18 protein-coding genes and 1 pseudogene are annotated in these 22,540 nt (G+C 59.4%); 7 read left to right on the top strand and 12 right to left on the bottom strand.

The genetic code is table 11. The features are described 5' to 3' along the window. Nucleotides 1-141: 141 nt before the first annotated feature. From TQ98_RS12650 to TQ98_RS12635, 4 genes are all read right to left on the bottom strand, one after another. On the bottom strand, nucleotides 142-981 hold the full coding sequence (locus TQ98_RS12650) for an SDR family oxidoreductase (RefSeq protein WP_044872505.1): 840 nt from the start codon (nucleotides 979-981) through the stop codon (nucleotides 142-144). A gap of 322 nt (nucleotides 982-1,303) precedes the next feature. Further along, the gene (locus tag TQ98_RS12645) at nucleotides 1,304-3,505 is read right to left on the bottom strand and encodes a molybdopterin cofactor-binding domain-containing protein (protein ID WP_044872504.1); all 2,202 of its coding nucleotides are present in this window, start codon (nucleotides 3,503-3,505) and stop codon (nucleotides 1,304-1,306) included. Between the two features lie 10 nt (nucleotides 3,506-3,515). Then, nucleotides 3,516-3,983, bottom strand: coding sequence for a (2Fe-2S)-binding protein (locus TQ98_RS12640; protein ID WP_044872503.1), 468 nt, complete (start codon nucleotides 3,981-3,983; stop codon nucleotides 3,516-3,518). Nucleotides 3,984-4,429: 446 nt separating this feature from the next. Beyond that, the gene (locus tag TQ98_RS12635; protein WP_242443107.1) at nucleotides 4,430-4,912 is read right to left on the bottom strand and encodes a cupin domain-containing protein; all 483 of its coding nucleotides are present in this window, start codon (nucleotides 4,910-4,912) and stop codon (nucleotides 4,430-4,432) included. A 97-nt stretch (nucleotides 4,913-5,009) separates the two neighbouring features. Here TQ98_RS12635 and TQ98_RS12630 point away from each other — a divergent pair. Then, nucleotides 5,010-5,904: pseudogene (locus TQ98_RS12630) on the top strand (LysR family transcriptional regulator). Between the two features lie 21 nt (nucleotides 5,905-5,925). On the opposite strand, the gene TQ98_RS12625 reads toward TQ98_RS12630, so the two are convergent. Further along, a complete protein-coding gene (locus TQ98_RS12625) occupies nucleotides 5,926-7,071 on the bottom strand; it encodes an efflux RND transporter periplasmic adaptor subunit (RefSeq protein ID WP_044872501.1) in 1,146 nt (381 codons plus the stop codon). A 1-nt stretch (nucleotide 7,072) separates the two neighbouring features. Then, entirely contained in the window at nucleotides 7,073-10,273 is a 3,201-nt protein-coding gene (locus tag TQ98_RS12620; protein WP_197708608.1) for an efflux RND transporter permease subunit, read from the bottom strand. A 244-nt stretch (nucleotides 10,274-10,517) separates the two neighbouring features. Here TQ98_RS12620 and TQ98_RS12615 point away from each other — a divergent pair, with 244 nt between their 5' ends. The 4 genes from TQ98_RS12615 to TQ98_RS12600 all read left to right on the top strand — a co-directional run bounded on the left by TQ98_RS12615 (nucleotide 10,518) and on the right by TQ98_RS12600 (nucleotide 15,102). Then, the gene (locus TQ98_RS12615) at nucleotides 10,518-11,411 is read left to right on the top strand and encodes a LysR family transcriptional regulator (protein ID WP_044872500.1); all 894 of its coding nucleotides are present in this window, start codon (nucleotides 10,518-10,520) and stop codon (nucleotides 11,409-11,411) included. Nucleotides 11,412-11,699: 288 nt separating this feature from the next. Further along, on the top strand, nucleotides 11,700-12,752 hold the full coding sequence (locus tag TQ98_RS12610) for an NAD(P)-dependent alcohol dehydrogenase (protein ID WP_044872499.1): 1,053 nt from the start codon (nucleotides 11,700-11,702) through the stop codon (nucleotides 12,750-12,752). Nucleotides 12,753-12,801: 49 nt separating this feature from the next. Then, nucleotides 12,802-14,118 carry a Bcr/CflA family multidrug efflux MFS transporter gene (locus TQ98_RS12605; RefSeq protein WP_082073206.1) on the top strand — a complete coding sequence of 439 codons (1,317 nt, stop codon included), beginning with the start codon at nucleotides 12,802-12,804 and terminating at the stop codon, nucleotides 14,116-14,118. A gap of 150 nt (nucleotides 14,119-14,268) precedes the next feature. Next, on the top strand, nucleotides 14,269-15,102 hold the full coding sequence (locus TQ98_RS12600; RefSeq protein WP_044872498.1) for an SDR family oxidoreductase: 834 nt from the start codon (nucleotides 14,269-14,271) through the stop codon (nucleotides 15,100-15,102). Between the two features lie 923 nt (nucleotides 15,103-16,025). Here the strand turns inward: TQ98_RS12600 and TQ98_RS12595 are convergent. The 6 genes from TQ98_RS12595 to TQ98_RS12570 all read right to left on the bottom strand — a co-directional run bounded on the left by TQ98_RS12595 (nucleotide 16,026) and on the right by TQ98_RS12570 (nucleotide 20,924). Next, the gene (locus TQ98_RS12595) at nucleotides 16,026-16,685 is read right to left on the bottom strand and encodes a hypothetical protein (protein ID WP_044872497.1); all 660 of its coding nucleotides are present in this window, start codon (nucleotides 16,683-16,685) and stop codon (nucleotides 16,026-16,028) included. Nucleotides 16,686-16,737: 52 nt separating this feature from the next. Next, nucleotides 16,738-17,295, bottom strand: coding sequence for an NADPH-dependent FMN reductase (locus TQ98_RS12590; RefSeq protein WP_044872496.1), 558 nt, complete (start codon nucleotides 17,293-17,295; stop codon nucleotides 16,738-16,740). A gap of 12 nt (nucleotides 17,296-17,307) precedes the next feature. Then, nucleotides 17,308-18,489, bottom strand: coding sequence for an acetyl-CoA C-acetyltransferase (locus tag TQ98_RS12585; RefSeq protein ID WP_044872495.1), 1,182 nt, complete (start codon nucleotides 18,487-18,489; stop codon nucleotides 17,308-17,310). A 62-nt stretch (nucleotides 18,490-18,551) separates the two neighbouring features. Then, the gene (locus TQ98_RS28100; protein WP_242443200.1) at nucleotides 18,552-18,866 is read right to left on the bottom strand and encodes a cupin domain-containing protein; all 315 of its coding nucleotides are present in this window, start codon (nucleotides 18,864-18,866) and stop codon (nucleotides 18,552-18,554) included. Between the two features lie 279 nt (nucleotides 18,867-19,145). Next, entirely contained in the window at nucleotides 19,146-20,258 is a 1,113-nt protein-coding gene (locus tag TQ98_RS12575) for an alcohol dehydrogenase catalytic domain-containing protein (RefSeq protein WP_044872494.1), read from the bottom strand. A gap of 84 nt (nucleotides 20,259-20,342) precedes the next feature. Continuing rightward, a complete protein-coding gene (locus tag TQ98_RS12570) occupies nucleotides 20,343-20,924 on the bottom strand; it encodes an amino acid synthesis family protein (RefSeq protein WP_044872493.1) in 582 nt (193 codons plus the stop codon). Between the two features lie 123 nt (nucleotides 20,925-21,047). Here TQ98_RS12570 and TQ98_RS12565 point away from each other — a divergent pair, with 123 nt between their 5' ends. Then, the gene (locus TQ98_RS12565) at nucleotides 21,048-21,899 is read left to right on the top strand and encodes a fumarylacetoacetate hydrolase family protein (protein ID WP_044872492.1); all 852 of its coding nucleotides are present in this window, start codon (nucleotides 21,048-21,050) and stop codon (nucleotides 21,897-21,899) included. Between the two features lie 37 nt (nucleotides 21,900-21,936). Next, nucleotides 21,937-22,494: a VOC family protein gene (locus TQ98_RS12560; RefSeq protein WP_044872491.1), complete on the top strand. Its 558-nt coding sequence runs from the start codon at nucleotides 21,937-21,939 to the stop codon at nucleotides 22,492-22,494. Nucleotides 22,495-22,540: the final 46 nt, after the last annotated feature.

The raw sequence follows: 22,540 nt of genomic DNA, 5'->3' as shown, positions 1-22,540 counted from the left end.
CGCCCAAGGTGGCCGTACGCTCTAAATAACGGGCTCACGCAAAAAGTCGCCTTAACCGCGGATAGGCCGGTTACGGTACAGCGTCGCCGCCGCGCCTCCAGGGCGACAGCGGCAGCCCGATCATTGCGTTGTTGGTCTCCGCTATTTGCTCGCCAGATCGCCAAACCAGTAAGACGCGGTGACACCGCCGTCCATCAGGAAGTCGCTGCCGGTGATGAAGGTGCCATCCTGCCCCATGAGCAAAGCGCCAACTGCTCCGACCTCGTCCGGCGTGCCCGCGCGGCCGACGGGACAAAGCTCAATCATGCGCCGGTAGCCTTCACCACGAGGGCCGGTCAGTTCGTCCTTGGCCAGCGGAGTAATGACGATCCCCGGACTGATAGTGTTAACGCGGGCCCCACGTTTGCCCCAGCGCACCGCTTCAGCCATGACTCGCAGCGAATTGCCTCGTTTCGAGAGTTGGTAGGCATGCAGAGAGTCTGTCACCTGGTCCCGTTGCAGAAATGGCAGGGCCAGCAACTGGTCAGTTGGCGTCAAGGCCAGCGCACGGTTTTGTTCTTCTGTCAGTGCGCCGAGGCGATGCCCCGATTGAGAAGCGATGACCACCGCCGCACCGCCAGTAGCAATCACGTTCCCGAACTCCTCGAGCACCAACGCTGTGCCGTACAAATCGACGGCAAGGATGACTTCTGGCGTCGCCTGCGACGGAGAGACCCCCGCTGCGTGGATTACGCCGGTGACTTTGCCCAGCGCAATGGCTTTCTCGACCAGCGCGTGCACGGACTCTCGGGAGGAAACATCGACGCTGGTAACGCTGGTTTTGTACCCAGCGTTACCCAATATCTGGGCTGCAGCGTTGGCGTTTTCCTCACGCAGATCCGCCAGCAGGATGTGCTTCCCAATACCCACGCGCCTTGCGATTGCTTGGCCGATAGAGCCGGGACCGATGACTACAATTACGTCGTTTTCGATGTTGCCCATGCTGACCTCTCACCTATCTCAGAAGGGCCGGAGTTTTGGGGTAGGTACCCAACGGAAACCTTGGGGTGCGTTGTGCCCCCGACGAAACAACCGGGATTAGTTGTTGCGACTGTAGACCCGCACATGCGCAGCGACTACCCATCGATCTCTGCATAGGTTGATGACGACAATTCATGAATCAATGAAGAAGCCAGGGCAAAGCCCTGGTTCCCTGCAGTGCCAATTGGAGGCCGCAAATTTTGGTTTCCCTGCGGCTGAATTCGTGTCCGCCTGACCCGGTTCTGTCACGCACTGGGCTCAACCATGACCCGCGCAGGAAGATTTACGCTGGCACCAGATCCCCGTTCTTGATCGGTATGGCCCGAATCCGTTTGCCCGTCGCCGCGAACACCGCATTGAGCACGGCCGGTGCGGCCACCGCGATGGTGGGTTCGCCGACACCGCCCCAGAAGCCACCCGAGGGAACCGTGATTACCTCTACCTTCGGCATGTCGGCCAAGCGCATCACGTTGTAGGCGTGGAAGTTCTGCTGCTCGACACGCCCATCTTTTACCGTGCACTCGCTGTAGAGCATCGGCGACAGGCCGTAAACGAAGGACCCAGCGACCTGTGCCTCGACCTGTTGCGGGTTGACCACGTGCCCTGGATCGGTTGCCGCAACGATGCGGTGTATCGTCAGCTTTCCGTCTGCCACCGACACCTCGGCGGCCGCCGCGACATAGCTGCCGAATCCCTTGACCTGCGCAATTCCCCGGTAGACACCCTTCGCAGGCGGAGTGCTCCAGCCAATGCCCTTGGCTGCTGCTTCAAGTACCGCCAGGTGCTTGGGATGGTTGGCCATCAGCTTGCGGCGGAAGGCCAGCGGATCCTGACCAGCCGCGTGAGCTAACTCGTCAATAAAGCATTCCAGGTACAGGGCATTCTGATTGAGATTCACACCGCGCCAGAAGCCAGGACGAATGTGCGGGTTACGCATAGCATGATCGACCAAAAGATTCGGCACGCTGTAGCCGATGGCCATGTCGCCCTCCGGCACAAGGCCTTGGAAGACATGCGGGTCGCCATTGTCGGTCATCGCACCGGGGATCGCGTATGCAGTGATTGATTGCCCGGAGATGCGCATATGCAGTGCCTCGACATTGCCCTGCGCATCGAGCGCCGCACGCAGGCGACACTGAGTGACTGGGTGGAAACGGCCCTGGGCCATATCCTCTTCGCGGGTCCACATCATTTTTACCGGAACGCCGGGTATCTGCTTGGCAATCAGCGCGGCCATTCGCACGTAGTCGGTGGCCAGGCGTCGGCCGAAGCTTCCGCCGATGCGCGTGGTGTGGACCTCACAGGCGTCCACCGGTAACTCAGCGGCCCCCGCCAGGGTATTCAAGGCCGCTTCAGGTACTTGGGTCGCCCCCCACATCTCGCAGCGTTCGGGAGTCCAGCGCACCGTGGCGCAGAGCGTCTCCATCTGTGCGTGATTTTGATAGGGAAAGCTGTAGTCGGCCTCGATCACCTTCGCGGCGCCAGCAAGTAGCGCCTCGGCATCACCGACTCGGTTCCCGACATAAGGCGTATCGGCACTCAAGCCTTCATGCAGCATCTGCGCAATGGTTTCGCTGGAGACCGCCGCATTCGGCCCCTCGTCCCACTCGATTGGCAGCGCCTCAAGTGCCTTTCTGGCGCGCCAGAAAGTAGTGGCGACCACCGCCACGGTCTCGTCGTCCACCCGTAATACCTGCTTGACGCCCGGCATCTGCGTAATGGCCGCGGCATCGAAGCGGTGCAGCTTGCCGCCATGCACCGGACAGGCCTTGGGTACTGCCACCAGCATATCCGGCAAGGTGAAGTCCACGCCGTAAACCAGCGAGCCGTCGAGCTTATCCAGGGTATCGATGCGCTTGAGTGGCTGGCCAGCGATGATCCATTGGGCGGGCTCCTTCAGGGTAACGTTCGACGGTGGCGTGATCGCGTTCGCCGCCTGGGCGACCGCGCCATAGGTAGTGGTCCGGCCACTCGGTCGGTGAGTAATCACCCCCTTGGCCACACTGCATTCACCTGCCGCGACATCCCACTGGCGAGCCGCCGCCTCGACCAGCATCATGCGCGCAGCCGCGCCCCCCATGCGTACGTATTCGTGCGATTCGCGGATGGCACGCGAGCCGCCGGTAGATTGAGTCCGCCAGACGTTTTCGCGCTGGCGGTTGGCCCCCGGCTTGACGAGCTCGAAGCGAACCTTGTCCCAGTCGCACTCCAGCTCTTCGGCAACCAACTGGGCGAGGCCGGTCAGTGCGCCCTGCCCCATCTCGATTCGCGCTATGCGGATCAACACCGTCTCGTCCGGTTGGATGACCACCCAGGCATTGACTTCGCTCAGACCCGCCGACGCGGCGACAGCCGAGCTGGCCATCGGAAAGGAGAAGCCGAAGACAAATGCTCCAGCAGCCGCAGCCGTTGTACCCTGGAGAAAACGACGGCGAGAAAGCACCGGCTGAATGCCGTGCGATTCGATCTGATTGGTAGTCGACATCCTAATCTCCTCAGCCACGGGATGCGGCCATGCGCTCGGCCGCCAACTTGATACCTTCGATTACCCGCAGGTAGGTACCGCAGCGACAAATATTGGTGACTTGCTGGCGGATCTGTTGCTCGCTGGGGTTGGGGTTCTGCGCCAACAGCGCAGAAGCAGCCATGATCATCCCTGGCTGACAGTAGCCGCACTGGGCGACGTCGAGCTCTGCCCACGCCTGTTGAACCGGATGGGGGGCCTCGGCACCCAGTCCTTCGATGGTGGTAACGGCCTGACTCGCAGAAATGGCGCTAATCGGCAGCACGCAGGATCGAGTCGCCGCCCCGTCGATGTGTACGGTGCAGGCGCCACATTGGGCCATGCCGCAACCGTACTTCGTTCCCGTCATGCCAAGCTGTTCACGAATCACCCACAGCAGAGGGGTGTCGCCCTCGACATCCACTTCCAACACCTTCCCGTTGATCTTGAGTGTTGCCATTTCAAACTCCAGGTTTCAGCTTGGGCTACGGGTAGCGGCTATCCCGATCTAAAACGGTGGTCACCCGATACGAAGAGATCGGTCGAGATCAATTCCCCGATACACAAACGGCCATGGTGTCGGTCCGCGAAACGTCCGACCACCCCAATGCCAACGCTCGAAGTCAATCGAACGTGCTACGCAAATGGCCGCCCATACCGCACAGAACGCCAGACACTCTGGCGAGCGATAGAGACTATAAGGGGGTCTCTGTTCAGCGATTAGCCACAATTATTCGATTAGGGCTATGAGCCAGGCTCATTAACGCAGGTCAGCACAGCGGGGCCGATTGCCATCGGACCTGTCCCATCCGTCGGTTCAACTCAGACGCTGTCGTGCAAAGCCGGGTTCCTGGCTGCGGTACGGGCTTGCGGCACGAGGGGAAGAGGCAATGGCATAGTTCCCGGTCAGGGCGACTGCCTGTACTGGGTATCACTGACCTGCTCCAACCAATCAACCGCTTTTCCGTCGAGCGATTCGGCAATGGCGATGTGGGTCATGCCGTTGTTTGGCGAAGCTCCATGCCAGTGTTTGGCGCCTGCCGGAATCCAGACTATATCGCCGGGCCTGATTTCTTGAACCGGACCGCCCCACTGCTGCACCAGCCCGACCCCAGCAGTAACGATTAGGGTTTGACCAAGTGGATGGGTGTGCCACGCCGTGCGGCTACCTGGTTCAAATGTGACCGTTCCACCACCGACTCGCCCCGGTGCCTGCGCCTGGAATAGGGAATCGACGCGAACGGTTCCGGTGAAGTTTTTCGCTGAACCGAGCTGCGACGGTTGGGCATCAGGATGCATAACCCTGACTGAGGACTCATTTTCGGCCTGCAGTGCAGGCGCCCCTAACAACAGAGAGGTCGCCAGTACGGGAAAGAGCTTCATACGCACACTCCGAGGGTTCTAAACAGACTGAATGAATCTAGAGGCAGTGGTCAGCCAGAACTAGAGAGTAAAATCGGCTAAACGTCATGAATGGATCTCATAAATGCCGCGAGAGAATCTGAACGATCTGGTCGCCTTTATCGCGGTAGCCCGTGAGAAGAACTTCACACGGGCTGCGGCGCAGTTGGGGGTATCCCAATCTGCGCTGAGCCATACCATCAGAGGCTTGGAGAGCCGGCTCGGCGTGCGATTACTCATGCGTACCACCCGTAGCGTTTCCGCGACAGCCGCCGGGGAGCATTTGCTGCGTACAGTGGCCCCGCAGTTTGAAGAAATCGAGGTCGAGCTGGCGGCGCTGAGCGAGCTGCGCGACAAGCCCGCAGGCACTCTTCGGATCACGACTGCAGAGCACGCTGCCGAAACCATCCTTTGGCCAAAGCTCTCGTCAGTTCTTCCCCGCTATCCGGACATTAAGATCGAAGTCAGTATCGATTACGGCTTGACGGATATTGCTGCCCAACGCTTCGACGCTGGTATCCGCCTGGGGGATCAGGTCGCCAAAGACATGATCGCGGTCAGAATCGCACCTGATATGCCAATGGCTGTAGTCGCCGCGCCAGCTTACTTCGCACAGCATGCTCAGCCGAATACGCCTCACGAACTCCCTGCCCCACTGTTGCATCAATCTCCGACTGCCGACGTACGGCGGTCTCTATGCCTGGGAGTTCGAAAACGCCGGACAGGAACTGAAGGTGCGCGTCGAAGGCCAGCTGGTGCTCAACAACATCACCCAGATTCTCAACGCATCCCTGGTGGGGCTTGGCGTGGCCTTCGTTCCTAGGGATATCGCCATGCCTCATGTCGTAGCTGGACGATTGCAACTGGTGCTCGACGACTGGAGCCCGCGCTTTCCCGGATATCACCTGTACTATCCAAGCCGCCGCCAGTCCTCGCGCGCCATGGCTGTGCTGATCGAAGCCCTGCGGTATCGTGAATAGGCAGAGTTATGGGTATTCGACCTATAGCGAAGCAGTCCGCTCAGCAATACGTACTCGATCGCCGGTAGCGATACCGTCGGGAGGACTGTCGATAATCTGATCTCCTTCGCTGAGTCCATCTGCCAATTCGATGATGTTTCCCAGGTCTCTGGAGATCGAAACAGCCCTGAGCGAAACCGAGCCATCGCTGTCTACCGTAGCGACCTGAGTGCCCTCCTTACCAATAATCAGGGCACTGGGTGGAACACCGAGGCGAGCCAGATCAGGATCAGCCTGGAAGCTGACGGTCGCGTAGGACCCCGGCAGCAATTCCCCTTCAGGATTCTCTACGCTCAACTGCACACGCATTGCCCCTGATTCCACATCGATGGACCGAGACAGCGACTGCACGATGGCCGTGTAAGTCGTGCCGGGGCGTTCGGGCACCTTCAACACTGCACGCCCACCCGGGGCTACGGCAGCTACTTCGCGCTGCGGCACGTTCACATACACGCGTAAACGGCTCACATCCGCGACGACAAACAATTCGCTGCCCGGGGCCATCCCGACGTTGATCAACGCCCCCACGTCGGTATTACGAGCTGTAACAACACCATCAAAGGGCGCCACAAGACGTCTGAATCCCTGGAGCGCCTGAACTCGCTGCAGGTTCGCCTGCAGCGCATTTACCACTGCTTGCTTGACGGCACGGTCAGCTGTGCGCTCTTCAACCTCTTGGCGCGAGACCGCATTACTGCCTAGCAGTCGCTGCCAACGACCCGCAGTGGTTTCAGCCAAGGCAGCCTCGCTACGGGCTCGCTCCAGTTCAGCTCGCGCCTGCTGGATTTCGTGGTCAAGATCGGGGGTTTCGATCTCGGCCAGGACCTGCCCAGCCGTGACCCTATCGCCGATTTCAACCTCCCAGCTTTTCAGGTAGCCGCTTATCCGTGCATAGATCGGCGCCCTCGCCCAGGCCTCAATACGCCCCGGCAGCTCGATCGTCGTAGCGAGGACACGTGATGGCGAGATCACCGCAACCGTGCGTACTGCTTGCTCGGCCGCCATTTTCTCCAGCTGTTCGGCACGCGACCAGCGAGTCGATAGCCCTGTCACCACAACGACTAGGGCCAGAGCAATTAACACCAGCGGTAACAGCTGGGAGCGCAAATAAGGAAGGTTGATGCGCATGTCAGGAAACTCCTAATGCGGCCTGCGCTGCAGGTTCAGAGTGACGGGAATCACGTGCATGCACGAGACTGAACAGCACCGGCACAAACATCAGCGTCGCGACAGTGGCGAACAGGAGTCCGCCGATTACAGCGCGTCCCAGCGGTGCGTTTTGCTCACCGCCCTCGCCTATCCCCAGGGCCATGGGCAGCATGCCGATGATCATCGCCAGAGCCGTCATCAGCACGGGACGAAAACGCACGAAGCCAGCTTCAAGGGCCGCAGCAGTAGCATCCCCCAGCTCCGCCAGGCGCTCCCGCGCGAAGCTGATCACCAGGACGCTGTTGGCAGTGGCGACCCCCATGCACATGATGGCGCCGGTCAGGGCCGGGACGGACAGTGTCGTATCGGTGGCGAACAACATCCACGCAATGCCGGCAAGGGCTGCCGACAGCGCGGAAACGATCACGGCTGGGTCTAGCCAGGACTGGAAGTTCACCACGATCAGGAAGTAGATCAGCACTATGGCGCCGATAAGCCCGATGAACAGTCCCGAGAACGCGCGATCCATGGTCTCGACCTGCCCCATCAGCTGCACACTGCTGCCTTTAGGCACCTGTGCACCGGTCTCAGTAAGCACCTTGCGGATGTCCGCAGCCACAGCGGCCAAGTCTCGGTCCTGAATGGCCGCATGTATCTGCACCAGGGGTTGGATGTTGTACTGGCTAACCAGTGCATTACCGGTGGATCGAGTGAAACTGGCTACGCCCCCCAAAGTGGTATCAGCGGTGGTCGCGCCATTGCCGACTGGCAAGTTGGCCAACGTACTGAGTGAGTCGATCCGGTATTGCGGCGTCTGAATCACTATGGGATAGCTGACCCCGTTGGCTGGGTTCAGCCAGTAGGTCGGTGCTACCTGGCCGCTGCCGGCCAGATTGGTCACGAGGCTATTGGTCACGTCCCGCGTGTTCAGACCAAGTTGCTGAGCTTGGGTGCGATCCAGCTCGACACTGAATTTCGGTGCTTGATTGGATTGCTGGATACGCGCATCGACAACGCCAGGAATGGTGCGAATGCGTTTGAGCAAGTCCTGGGCATACGCGAAATTTGCGTCGAGGTTGGCGCCTCGTATCTGTATGTCGATTGGAGCGGGCGCACCAAAATTGAGGATCTGACTGACTATGTCGGCAGGCGGGAACGAGAAGGTTGCTTCGGGAAATTGCTCCGGTAATACCCTGCGCAGTTCTTTCACATATTCGACAGTTGGACGATGGCCTTCACGGAGAGCAATTTGGAAGTCACCGTCCTGAGCGCCCATGACGCCGGTGTTGTTGTAGGTCAGGTTAATATTGCTCGGGGGCAGACCAATATTGTCGACCAGGGTTTCGATCTCCTCCGCCGGGATGATGCGACGAATCGCCCGCTCTACATCGGCAAAGCGTGCCGCTGTCTCCTCAACCCGCGTGCCAACTGGCAAGCGCACATGCATCAGCACCTGACCAGAATCCACGGAAGGGAAGAAATTGGCCCCCAGAAACGGCACCAGCCCAAAGGATGCCATCACCACAGCAGCGAAGCTGGCCAGGAATGTCTTGCGATGCTTAAGCGCAGTTTCCAGCCTGCGCCGATAGCCTTCCCTGAACCGCTCAAAGTGGTCTTCGAAGCGACGCTGAAAGCGCACCAGCGGGTTGCGTGAAGGCGGCAAGGATTCGTCATTGCCGTGCATGTCCGTATGCGGCGCATGGGGCTTTAGCAGGTACTTGGCCATGGTTGGCACAAGCGTTCGCGACAGGATGAATGAGCACACCATGGCGAAGATCACCGACATCGCCATCGGCACGAACAGAAAGCGCGATACGCCTTCCAGAAAGAACATCGGGACGAAGGCGATGCAGATACAGAGGAGCGAGACGAAAGCAGGCGTCACGATCTGCCTCGCCCCATCAAGGATCGCCGTCTCCACATCCTTGCCCTGCTCGAGGTGCCAGTTGACATTCTCGATGGTCACCGTCGCATCATCGACCAAGATGCCGATAGCCAACGCCAGACCGCCGAGCGTCATCAGGTTTAGCGTTTGACCAAACGCCGCAAGGGCCATGATCGACCCAAGCACAGAGAGCGGAATGGACACGGCGATGATCAGAGACGAGCGCCAGCTCCCCAGGAACAGCAGAATCATCAAACTTGTGAGCGTGGCGGCAATCGCACCCTCGAGCGCGACGCCCTTCACGGCAGCTCGCACAAACACCGACTGGTCGTTGATCGGCACCACACGCAGAGCCTCGGGTAATGCATCGCGCATTTCCACCAGCTTGGCGCGAATACCGTCGACGATTGCCAGTGTGGAAGCCGTTCCGCTCTTGAGCACCGTCATGAGCACGGAACGATTGCCATCGACATGTACGATATTCGTCTGCGGCGCGTTGCCGTCACGCACATCGGCCACGTCATGCAGATAGATGGTCGCGCCCTCGACCACCTTGATCGGAATGCGGCCAATCTCTTCAATGGCGACGGGGGCACTGTTGAGCTGCAAGGTGTACTCGCGGTCATCGATCTTCTGCGTACCGATGGGGGTGAGCACATTGTGTGCCGCCAGCGCTGCGGATACGTCTTGCGCGGAGAGCCCACGGGCCTGCAAGGCTTCAGGATTTAGATCAATCTGTATCTGGCGTTGCTTACCCCCATACGGCAGCGGAATGACCGCGCCAGGCACCGTGATCAGCGGGGTGCGTACGACGTTCATTGCCTGGTCGAACAGCGCCTGCTCTGACATGCCGCTACCGGAAAGGGCCAGTTGAACAATCGGCACGGTCGCTGCGTTGTAGTTCAAGATCACCGGCGGTTGAGTGCCGGCAGGCATCTGACGCAGCGCTACCTGAGAAGCAGCCGTGATCTGAGCGTTAGCGGTAGCCACATCAACGCCTGGCTGGAAGAAGATCTTGACGATACCGACGCCAGGGTAGGTGTTTGCCTCGATCCGCTGGATGTCGTTCACCGAGGCGCTGAGGAGGCGCTGGAATGGAGAAGTGATGCGCCCCCCCATCTCATCCGGGGGCAAACCAGTGTACTGCCAAGCGGTTGCAATAACCGGGATGCGGATATCAGGAAAAATATCTGTTGGAGTGCGAAGCGCCGCCAGCACGCCCCCAATCATCAACAACAAGGCCATGACGACAAAAGTGTAGGGGCGGCGCAGCGCGACAAGGACAGCACCCATCAACATAGCTAGCCTCCTAGCACGTCTGAGGCAGCTAGTGCTGCGGCTCTGTTATAGCGGCGAATTGGGTTCATCTGCGAGCATTCCAGGCACGTAACGCCAAGCGCACCACCGCCGCCGGAATGGGATTGGCGTCAACAGGCTACTGGCGAGCTAGGCAGAATTGATCTGTGCCATGACATTACAGGGCAGTGTCACTCATGATTAGATGGCATAATTTGCATGCCACTATGAGCTGGGACCATAAATGCCTCGCGAGAATTTCAACGATCTCCAAGCATTCGCAGCCGTTGCGCGCGAGGGGAGTTTTACTCGGGCAGCTGCTCAACTGGGGGTCTCACAGTCGGCGCTAAGCCATACCATCCGGGGGCTGGAGGAGCGACTGGGTGTCCGCCTGCTGACGCGCACCACCCGCAGTGTCTCGCCCACGGAGGCCGGCGAGCGCCTTTACCAAACCCTGGCTCCCCGTTTCGAAGAGATCGAAACGGAGCTTGCGGCAGTCAGCGAGTTCCGTGATAAGCCAGCCGGTATCGTGCGTATCACTGCATCCGAGCATGCCGCCAATCAGGTTCTTTGGCCAAAGCTGCTCAAGGTAATGGGCGAATACCCTGACGTCAGAGTCGAGATCAATGTCGACTACACCCTCACGGACATTGTCCAGCACCGATACGATGCGGGTGTGCGCCTTGGCGATCAGGTCGCCAAGGATATGATCGCCGTTCGAATCGGACCTGACATGCGCATGGCCGTCGTGGCGACGCCCAGCTATTTCAGCGAGTACGCCCCGCCGAAAAGCCCGCGGGACCTCGCGCAACACAACTGCATAAACCTTCGGCTCCCCACCTATGGGAGTCTTCTCGCCTGGGAGTTCGAGAAGAACGGACATGAGCTCAAGGCAAAAGTAGAGGGACAGTGGACGTTCAATAGCAGCAGCCAGATCATCCGCGCAGCCCTCGCCGGATGCGGCTTGGCCTATGTGCCGGAGGACCTGGCGGCCGAGGCGATTGCCCAGGGCGCGCTGCAGCGAGTGCTGGAAGACTGGTGCGAGCCCTTCCCCGGTTATCACCTCTACTACCCCAACCGCCGCCAGTTCTCGCGAGCCCTCACTATCGTTGTCGATGCATTGCGCCATCACACATGAGGTCGGCGATTCAACTGGTCACAGCACGATTTGGGTGATCGCTGATAGCGGCCCCACCGAGTGGTACTCCTGGTGAACGCGATGCTAGTCCAGGCACCAGCGGTTGATCGCGCCAACTAACCACTGAACGTGCCTTGATTGGAAAAAGCGGCATTAATGAATAGTCCTCATGACTCCATGCGGCTATCTAGTCTTAATCGATGGTAATGAATTCCTTACTCTGATGTTCAAGCCAATGTTGCCGCGTTCGTACTTACCACGCTGGCACCTAGAACACGGAGTTTGAACATGAAGATCCTCGGCTACGCCGCACAAAGCTCCACCACCCCACTGGCACCGTTCGAGTTCGAGCGCCGTGCTCTGCGCCCCAACGATGTGCTGATCGAGATCCTCTACTGCGGTGTGTGCCATTCGGACCTGCACCAAGCACGTGACGACTGGGGCTACAGTGTCTATCCGCTGGTACCCGGCCACGAAATCGTTGGCCGCGTCACGGCTGTAGGGAGCAAGGTCAGTCGATACAAGGTCGGTGATTCGGTCGCCGTCGGCTGCCTGGTAGACAGCTGCCAGGAGTGCCACCACTGCCACCATGGCGAAGAGCAGTTCTGCCTCAATGGCAGAACCGATACCTACAACTCGCCTGATCGCACTACTGGCGAAAACAACCTGGGCGGCTACTCGACCCACATCGTAGTTCGCGAAGAATTTGTGCTGCGCGTACCGGCTGGCCTGGATCTGGCCAAAGCGGCACCGCTCCTCTGTGCCGGTATCACGACATACTCGCCGCTGCGCACTTGGAAAGCCGGCCCGGGCAGTCGTGTAGCCGTGGTCGGGCTTGGCGGATTGGGTCACATGGCAGTCAAGCTTGCTGTCGGCCTGGGGGCGGATGTCGCGGTACTGAGCCGAACCCGGGATAAAGAAAACGATGCTCTTGCACTCGGTGCAAAGCACCTACTGGTGTCTTCAGACGCCAAGGCCATGGAGGCGGCTGCCTCCAGCTTCGACCTGATCATCGATACCGTACCGGTCAAGCACGACATCAATCCTTATCTCCCATTGCTGAAGGTAGACGGAACTCTGGTGCTGGTCGGCCAGGTCGGTCAGCTCAGCGAACCCAGCACTGTCCCCCTGGTTCTGGGGCGCAGAAGTATCGCCGGTTCGTTGATCGGGGGTATCGAAGAGACCCAGGAGCTGCTCGATTTCTGCGCGAAAAAGAACATTCTTCCGGAGTGCGAAATGATCCGTATGGATCAGATCAACGAAGCCTTCGAGCGCCTGGAGCGCGCGGATGTTCGCTACCGTTTCGTCATCGACATGGCCTCTCTGAAAGCGGCGAAATGACTTGTACAGCGGGCGCCTCGCGCCCGCTTCCCTTTCTGGAGTTACCCCAATGCTCTCGAGCCATGCTGCCAATGCAGCTAAGGAATCCAAGCACCCCAACGAAATGCGCATTCTGATCATTCTGAGCGCGCTTATGTCATTCGCCTCGATATCGACAGACCTCTATCTTCCCGCTTTGCCGGCTTTGGCGGCCGAATTCCACGCCGCTCAAGGCCTGATGGAGCTGACTTTGTCCAGCTTCCTGATCGGGTTCAGTGTTGGCCAACTGTTCTGGGGGCCCATCAGTGACCGCTACGGCCGTCGTCTTCCTATTGCCATCGGCCTGATTCTGTTCGTGCTCGGCTCGATTGGCTGCGCCCTGTCTGAGTCAGTCTGGCAAATGTTAGTTTGGCGGGTTGTGCAGGCCATAGGGGCATGCGCTGGTCCGGTTCTGGCGCGTGCCATGGTGAGAGACCTGTACGCGAGAGAACAGTCGGCACGCATGCTTTCTACCTTGATTCTTTTTATGGGGGCAGCCCCGCTTCTCGGCCCTATTCTTGGCGGTCAGATTCTCTTGGCTTGGTCGTGGCATACAATTTTCTGGATTCTGGCCAGCGTTGGACTTTTGACTTTGCTCATGCTGCTGGCGCTACCTGAAACCCTGCCCGCCAGCCGTCGCAACAATGAGCCTTTGCTCAACTCTGTCAGAGCTTATGTAGCACTCATTCGCTCACCCAAGCTGATGAGCTACGCAATTGCCGGTGGGTTCTTCTACGCCGGAGCCTATGCCTTTATTGCCGGAACCCCTTTCGCATACATCGATTACTATCAAGTCAGCCCACAAGCATACGGCCTGCTTTTCGCGGTAAATATTGCAGGAATCATGCTGGCTAACTTTATCAATTCCCGCGTGGTCACAAAGCTCGGTAGCCAAACCCTATTCAGGCTCGGTGCAGCGATTGCCGCTGGAACGGGCGTTCTGATGGCGCTCGATGCCCACCTGGGCTGGGGCGGTTTGGTCGGCCTTGCTCTGCCGGTATTCTTCTACATGTCGATGAACGGCTTGATTGTCGCCAATTCCGTGGCATCTGCCTTAGCTGACTTCCCACATCAGGCCGGTGCAGCGTCAGCATTGATTGGGGCAATGCACTATGGCAGCGGAATTCTTAGCGCGGCGATGGTGGGCTGGTTATCCGATGGAACGCCCTGGACGATGAGTTGGATTATTGCCGTATCAGGGCTGGGCTGCCTCGCCATGGCTTGGTTCGCCACACGGAGTCCCCTGCAGGTAGCCCTCAGCACCAGCCCCCTCAAGGACAACAATAAACACCTCGACTTTGCCCTGAAGGGCACACGAAGCATCATTATTTTTAGGGAGTCTCCATAGTCCAGCGCAGTGGCACCACTACACGGTTCCAGAGGAATCGGACATGAGCAGTATCTGTGGCTGGCCAGCGGCAATTGCAGCATTCGCGCTGCGCCCCCTCCCCAGGGTTCTAGGGCGCAGCAGCTTCGAAGATAGGCAAGGAGAACTGAAGTGACCAAAGAAGTCGTTGTTGTAATCGGTGCGGGCGGAATCGGCCTCGCCATCGCACGCCGGCAGGGATTCGGCAAGGTCGTGCTACTGGCTGATTTCAACGAGAAGACGTTGAGTGCAGCCGCTGAGGATATGCGCAACGCCAGCTACGCCGTCGAGACTCATCCTGTAGACGTATCCTCGCGCGAGTCAGTTCAGGCGCTTGCCACTGCCGCCGCTGCTCTGGGTCGGGTGACTCAAGTTATCAATACCGCAGGGCTTTCCCCGAATATGGCCCCGGTCGAGCGCGTCCTGGAAGTGGATCTGTATGGCGCCGCAGTCGTGTTCGACGAGTTCCAAAAGGTTGTCGCACCGGGCGGAGCCGGTCTGATCATCTCCAGCATGGCCGGACACATGATGCCAGCGCTGCCGCCGGAGCAGGACCAGGCACTAATCCATACCCCTACCGAGGAGCTGCTCAAGCTTCCGTTTCTGCAGAGTGATGTCGTTCCCAATTCGGTCGTTGCCTACATGCTGGCCAAGCGCGCCAACCATTTGCGCGTGCAGGCCTCGGCTATCACCTGGGGCGAGCGCGGTGCGCGCGTCAATTCGATCAGCCCCGGCATCATCGTCACGCCTCTGGCGCAACACGAACTGAATTCGGAGATTGGCGACATGTATCGTGCCATGGTGTCTGCCTCACCGTCCCAGCGAATGGCACCGCCGGAGGAAATTGCGATCGCGGCATCCTTCCTGCTGGGCCCCGATGCAGGATTCATCACCGGCAGCGACCTGCTAATCGACGGTGGCGTAATTGCCGCGATGCGCACTGGCAAGCTGCCGACACCGGACTGATCCACGCGTCGGGGTTATGCAGTCCCGGTCCCGTCCGGCCTTTCAGCGCAGAAGCCGAGAGGTCGGCCGGGACACGGTGTTGGGAGTTGAACCTTGGGGGGCTTCTGGACCCACGCCTTTTCGGTTTCCGGTAACCAACACGGACCTGTGTTACCCAACACCAATCCCGCCAGTAATACGTACATCCGCCCCTTGGGCATTGACCAGATCGGCAGCTGCACCTCCGGCCCCTCTACCGAACCGGGCATCCTGGTCATCACTGCTGAGCGATCGCCCGATGGAACAAGGCCCGCGGCCAACTGCGTCAATTTCTTCCGCGCAGCCTGATGTTTGCCATCGTGAACAGCGCTGAACCGTTCAAACTGGTCAGCTTCCTGGCTGAACTGCTGAACCAGATGGGCCCGGCAGTCCTTCAACCTCCAGGTTCGGCGAGGGCGGCCACAATTGCCCGGGAATGCTCCCGATGCTGTCCACGAACGCGGCGCTGACTTCGGGCCACGCCAACCGAAGAAAAGCACTAGGGTTTTGCTCCTAGCCACTGCGCATCGCCCAGGTAGCAAATCCGCAGCACAACCAGTGCCTGCTGGACAACTCAGCCGCTTTCAGCACTACCTGCAGTATCGGTGTGACGTTTCGCGGGTGCAGCCCCTGCTCGCCTAGAGGCCCCTAGCGCAGGTCCCTGGTTGACGCGGTCGCTCTTGCTCCGGAGAGCAGAAACAGTTGCCATGCCCTCCCCGCCTCCAAGTGCTGTAGAAACGCGTTAGGAGACTCAAGCCGCGGTCAGCAGCACACTGTTGACTTAACCTCACGAGCGCTCGGGCACATCTTGCATACGGTTCTGGTGTTGGCACTGTTGTCGCACAGCCTGGGCCAAAAGCGCCCCCCAGGCATATCACTTGGGTTCGAAAGAAGCGCATCGCGCACTAGCGTTGATTGCCACTCAAGCTCGATATCCAGCGATCAACCAGCACGCATCTCTCGTCACGCGAGAGCGACGCAATACCTTCAGCCACTAGCGCTTCGTTGCCTCCGGTGTGTGGATTCACCACGTTGGTTCCGATGCTTTGCCGGGTGTTTGGATTTGCGCTCCAGCGCAAATTAAATGCCGCCAGACGTGGAAACCAGAACTGGCTGGTGTAAGGCAGGTGGTCATGAATCCACCAAGCCAATGGGGTCCAGTCACCATACCGCTCGTACCACGGTAGTAAGGCAGGAACAACAATGCAGGCCGTTGCGCCAAGGTAGCCCTCAGAGTCGGGGTAGTCCCAGATATGAGATGCGAAGTTCCGCTCGTTGTCGGCACAGCTGTACTGCCGATTGTTCTCTGCCCCCTTGGCATTGATGGCAGGCGCACGGTATGCCGACCGGATGGCAATTCGGCCGAAACGATCCTGTAGCGGCTCGAGTAGCTCTTCACACAGCTTTCGCCCCGCCTCGATCGCCCTTTCGGGATAATCCGGGATGTTGGGGATACCCTCTATCTGGCTGATTTCCGAATAAAGGAAGTCACGCATGAAGAAGCTCTTCGACAGCCGCTCGCGGCTTAAGTCTTCCAGGGCTCGAACGGTCGATGGCTTGTCCATATCTATTCACCTCAGGTGTACGGGGCAGCTAAAGCGCGGTACCACTTGCTGTCTAGAAGCGCGGGATCATTGCTCGAAGTTCCAGCAACCCCTTTTCCATAAACTGCCGCACGGCGTCATCCACAAGCCGTCCCTGGGCGATCTTCGCGTTCACGCCACCAATCACTATCTGGGGATAGCGAACCAACTCCACCGGCATAGCCCAAAGAGTTTCGTTGAGTTGCTGTTGGGCGCGGACGCCGCCCGTAAATGCAGGAGATGCAGTGAAAGTTAGAACGGGCTTGCCTTTGAGTACCGACTTGCCGTGGGGGCGAGACAGCCAATCAAGCGCGTTCTTCATCACGCCCGACATGCCATGGTTGTACTCCGGAGACCCAATCACTAGACCATCCGCTTCGAGGACAACTTGCCGGAGTCGCCGGACCGGTTCAGGAGCCTTGGCGCCTTCGCCGTCCAGATCCTCGTTGTACAGGGGAATCTCGTGGAGGCAATGCACGATTAACCGGGTATCCACCGGCAAAAGCTCCTCGGAGATCGTACGAAGGATCACGTCGTGAGCTGAGTTGGCTCTCAAGCTTCCTGAAAGCCCCACAAATTGGACTGTTCTCATCCAGATTTCTCCTCAGCCACGTTCCAAGGCAAGAGCAACGCCCTGCCCGCCACCGATACATAGCGTGGCGAGTCCACGCCGTGCATCGCGCCTGCCCATTTCGTGCAGGAGCGACACCAGGATGCGGCAACCCGATGCCCCCAGTGGGTGGCCCAGTGCAATGGCGCCGCCATTCACATTGACCTTGCCAGTGTCCCACCCCAGCTCCCGACTAACCGCCAGGGTCTGAACGGCGAAAGCCTCGTTCGCTTCGACAAGATCCAACTGATCCACGTGCCAGCCGGCCTTCTGAAGGCACAGATCGGTAGCGAATACCGGCCCGATCCCCATTACCGAAGGTTCGACTCCAACGCTCGCAAAGGCTCTGATCGTCGCCAACACCGGCAGCCCATAGGCCCGGGCCCGATCTGCACTCATGACCATGACTGCGGCGGCTCCGTCGTTCAGCGGTGAAGCATTTCCTGCAGTGACCGAGCCGTCCTTATGAAAGGCTGGTCGGAGCCTGCTCAAGCCTTCCAATGTAGGTTCGATAGCGGGCGATTCATCCTCCACAAGTGTTCGGGATTCACCTTTCCGTCCCACCACAGTCACCGGAACGACCTCTGCTTCGAACCGACCAGCAAGTCGCGCGTTAGCTGCTCGTCGATGAGACGACAGCGCATAGGCGTCTTGCTGTTCACGAGTGATCCCATACTGTTCGGCCAGGTTCTCCGCGGTCATGCCCATGTGATAGTCATTGAAGGCATCCCACAATCCGTCATGGATCATGCTGTCCAGTAACTGGGCATGCCCCATGCGCAGCCCCTGCCGTGCGCGCTCCAGCAGAAAAGGGGCGGCGCTCATATTCTCCTGCCCACCAGCCAAGACAATTTCCGCATCTCCGCTGCGAATAGCTTGGACGGCCAGATGGACGGCCTTCAGCCCAGACCCACAAACCTTGTTGAGGGTAAAGGCTGGAACCGTGAACGGCAGTCCGGCACCTACTGCGCTCTGGCGAGCGGGATTCTGCCCGGCGGCGGCTGCCAGGACCTGCCCCATGATGACCTCATCGACATCCTTCACCGGCACCCTGGTGCGGTCCAACAGGGCACGTAAACTCACGGCTCCCAGTTCGGTGGCTGGAACTTGGGACAGCATTCCGCCGAACCGTCCGATGGGCGTGCGGACAGCAGCAACAATCACAACTTCAGTCATTGCACTTCTCTGAACTAACCCGTCCCCCCGCCCGAAGGCAGAGGTAACTAGGCCCTGATGGATCAGGTGGTGGAACAACCCACCATGAAAAAGGCGGCCTTGGCGACAGCGTGCGAGCGGTTGCGCCACGCATGCCGCGTTGCGTTCTGGATGATCACATCACCAGCACGCAGCAGCCTCTCCTGGCCGTCATCGAGTTCCAGCCAGAGCTCGCCTTCCAGCAAGATGCCGTAGTCGATCGTGGGGGTCCGGTGCATACCTGGCTGGTCAGGTTCGAAGCATTCGAACAGACCGGGCAGAGCAGCAGACAGCTCGCTCAGCGCACGGTCAGGATCGAGAGGAGCCGCCATAACGGTGTCTGGTGGGAAATTGACCATCAGCAACGACGTAGCACCTGGACCAGGAATGAGCGATCCGTAGCGTAGGGTCGGATCTCCGGCCTCCTCAGTCCCAGCACCAGAACACCAAATCTGAGCTACACCGTGCCCCGGTAGATCCTGGAAATCCTTATGCCGTGGGGCCGGACCATCGGAAAGGAATACCGAACGCCCCGATTCATCGCGCCCGGTCACAACTCTTCTTATTTGCATGCTCGACACCACTCATCTCATGTAGATAGTAATGCCGGACAGGGGCAGCCCCTGTCCGGCATCTGTTCAGGGTGCGATGACGTAGTTGCTGAAGCCGCCATGGCGATTCTCGATGCCGCTAATCGCCTGATTGACCTGCTCGAGCGGGAAAACAGTGTGCTCGTAGAACGAAAGGTCCAGCACGCCCGACTCGACCATATCGGCCATCTCCTGGCCTTGCCCGGTGGTGAACCACGCCGAGCCGCATACATGGATGTCATTGTCCATGATCCAGTGCAGGTCGAGCGGTACATCACCGGCCACAGCACCGATGTTGACCAGTTGGCCGGAGCGATGAAGCGCGCGCAGTGCATCAACCAGCGGTTCGTAGGACGCACCAGGGCCGAGAGCGTCGATGACAACGTCAACACCTTCCCCGTGAGTGACTTTGTCTGCCCATTGTGCGATGGAGCCATTACCGAGGGTATGAATCTCGATCCGTCCCGGCGCAGCCAGATCCTTCACCTTCTGGAACAACGCCTCATTGCGGGCGGTCCCGAGGATCTTGCGCGCGCCCATGGCGAGGGCCAGCGCAACTGCACCAAGCCCCAGGGTGCCGCTGATGCCGTTGATAAGCACCGTGCTGCCCGGGCCAACATTCGCCTTCTTGAGAGCACGGTACGCCGTACCGAGGTAGCCCAGCCGCGCGGCCGTTTCGAAGCTCATGCTGTCCGGGATTTTCACCAGGCTGTACTGCGGCGCCGGCATGAATTCGCACAGCCCACCGTAGGGATAGTGCTCAAACATCTGGGGACTGCGCGGTGTGAAGCCGAAGTAGCCGTTAAACGTGTAGGCACTGCAGCCGGTGGTATTGCCAGAACGACAGGCACGACAGGAACCGCAGTAGCGGGCCGGATTGACGTAAACACGATCACCGGGTTTGAAGTCGTAGACCTGCTCACCTACCTGTTCGACGACCCCGGCAGGATCGAGGCCGAAGATGGCAGGCAGTTTCGGCAAAGGCAGATGAGGGAACCAGGTGGTCCAATTGGTCAGAATATTGTGCAGGTTAGGCACGATGCCACAGGCCTTGACCCGAACCAGCACCTCAGTCGGACGAATGGTCGGAACCGGAATGTTCTCAAGCTCCATGGGTTTGCCGCATTCATACATACGGGCAGCACGCATCATTTTCGTCATGGATATCTCCAACTTTTGTTCTTGTTGTGCAGATACGCCTCGGCAACAAGCCGAGCGCGGCAGTTCTATTAGGGTTACGAGCGGCTAGCGCAGGCCATCCTCACCCTTCACATCGGCCGCAGCCAGGCCACCCAGGCGCGCATGAATTCGCCCACCGGTAGCCATCGCCAGACCGAATGCAATCTCGTTGCGGCGTGGGCCATCCCAGAGCGTCATTTCGGCAACGCCGAAGTGGCTGCGGACGTAGGCCGCCTGGATATGCCCCAGGGGTAGCACCAGACGGCAGCCAGGACCGCCGATGGTCTTCGCTGACGGCACGATGGCCTTGGGCTCACCCAGAGCCTCGCGCATCGCCCAGCCCCCCGCCTCGTGCCAGACGGCGCCATGCTCCAGCTCACCATCCTCACCCACGATCGCGGCCTTGCCATACGCCTGAACCACTTCCCTGCCACCGAGTGCATCGATCAGACGGCCCGACAGGTCGCGACCAAGCGTGCGCAGCTCCTGCATGAATGGCAGCAGGTCTTCGACATAACGGCCTGCATAGGGGTTTTCGACTACCGCCACAGCGACAGCAATTCTCAGTGGCTGCGCGGCGATTGGGCCTCCTTCATGGAGGATCTCCTCCACGTCCAGTTTGTACTTGCGAACTTTCACCAAAGACATGCGCGTTCTCCTGCTGGTACTGCCGAGAAAGATTTTCACGACGGGGCTTTCGCATTATGCATCTTGCGGTTTATTGTGCAAGGAATTATGTTTTGTGCACAAAAACACCCTGGAGGACACCTAATGAAACTCATCTCTTACCAGTTCAACGGCCAAGCCAGCTTCGGTGCTGTCGTTGGGGATCGGGTTGTGAACCTCGCCAAGCACTTGCCTGGCGTACCGAATCTGGCCACCCTGATCTCCAACTCCGAGAAGCTGGCCCAGGCCAAGCTGCTGGCCGCCAATGCACCCAGCGATCACGCATTGGATGAGGTGCGCCTCGACCCCGTAATTCCCGCGCCCGGCAAGGTTATCTGCGTAGGTATCAACTACGTGGCTCACGCCGAGGAGGCAGGTCGCAAGGTGGGCAAGCACCCTGTCATTTTCCAGCGCTTCGCTGAAACGCTGCTGGCCCATGGCGCCCCGTTGGTTCGTCCGACTGTCTCGGAGGAGTTTGATTTCGAAGCAGAACTGGCAGTAGTCATCGGCAAGGGCGGGTCGCACATCGCCCCCGAGAACGCAATGGACCACGTGGCCGGCTACACCTGCTTCAACGATGCCAGCGTCCGTGATTGGCAGTTCCACACCCACCAGTACGGTATGGGCAAGACGTTCCGCAGCACTGGCTCGCTGGGCCCGTGGCTGGTGACGGCAGATGAAATCGCCGACTATCGCCAGCTCCAAGTCCGCGGGATCCTCAACGGCGAGCAGATGCAAGAGGGCAGCCTGTCCGAACTGGCGTTCGATATTCCCCACCTGATCTCGTACGTCTCGCAAGCACTGGACTGGAACCCCGGCGACATTCTCGCCACCGGCACCCCAAGCGGAATCGGCTTCAAACGCACGCCGCCGATCTTCCTCAAGCCGGGCGATGTATTCGAGGTGGTCATTTCCCAGATCGGAACGCTCTCGAACCCTGTCATCGACGAAGTCTGATCTTCCATCCCACAATCACAAGAATAGGACATAGCACATGGCCACTCTTCCACGGATCAACTTCACCCATACCGGAACCTTCTGTGCCGATCTGGACAACATGGTCGAGTTCTACTGCCAAAAGCTCGGGTTTATCGTCAGCGACAAGGGCGTGGCCTCCACCGGCCACCGGCTCTTCTTCATGACCCAAAACCCCGAGATCCATCACCAGTTGGTGCTGTTCGATGGCAAGCCGATCGACCTGCCGTTCAACCCTATCAACCAGCTGTCGTTCCTGCTCGACTCGCTGGATGATCTCAAGAGCTACTACGCCTTTGCCAAGGCCAACGGCATCCAGAACATCGACCAGGTGGACCATGGCAATGCCTGGTCCATGTACTTCAAGGACCCCGAGGGCAATCCGATCGAGATGTACGTGGACTCACCGTTCTATACCAACCAGCCGTGCCGCGAGCCGCTGGACTTGGATCAGAGCAGCGAAGAAATCCTCGCCCGCACCGAGGCGATGTGCCGCAGACGGCCGGGCTTCCAAACCCGCGAAGAGTGGATCGAGTCCACGCGTCAGCGTATCGCCGAACAGCGCGTTCGCTGGTAACCCACCCCGCGCGGTCCGTACGGGCCGCGCACCTCTGCGGGTAGAA

Source organism: Pseudomonas sp. LFM046, from assembly GCF_000949385.2.
Lineage (GTDB): Bacteria > Pseudomonadota > Gammaproteobacteria > Pseudomonadales > Pseudomonadaceae > Metapseudomonas.
Note: the sequence above shows the minus strand (reverse complement) of the source record. Positions and strands in the feature narration are given on the sequence as shown.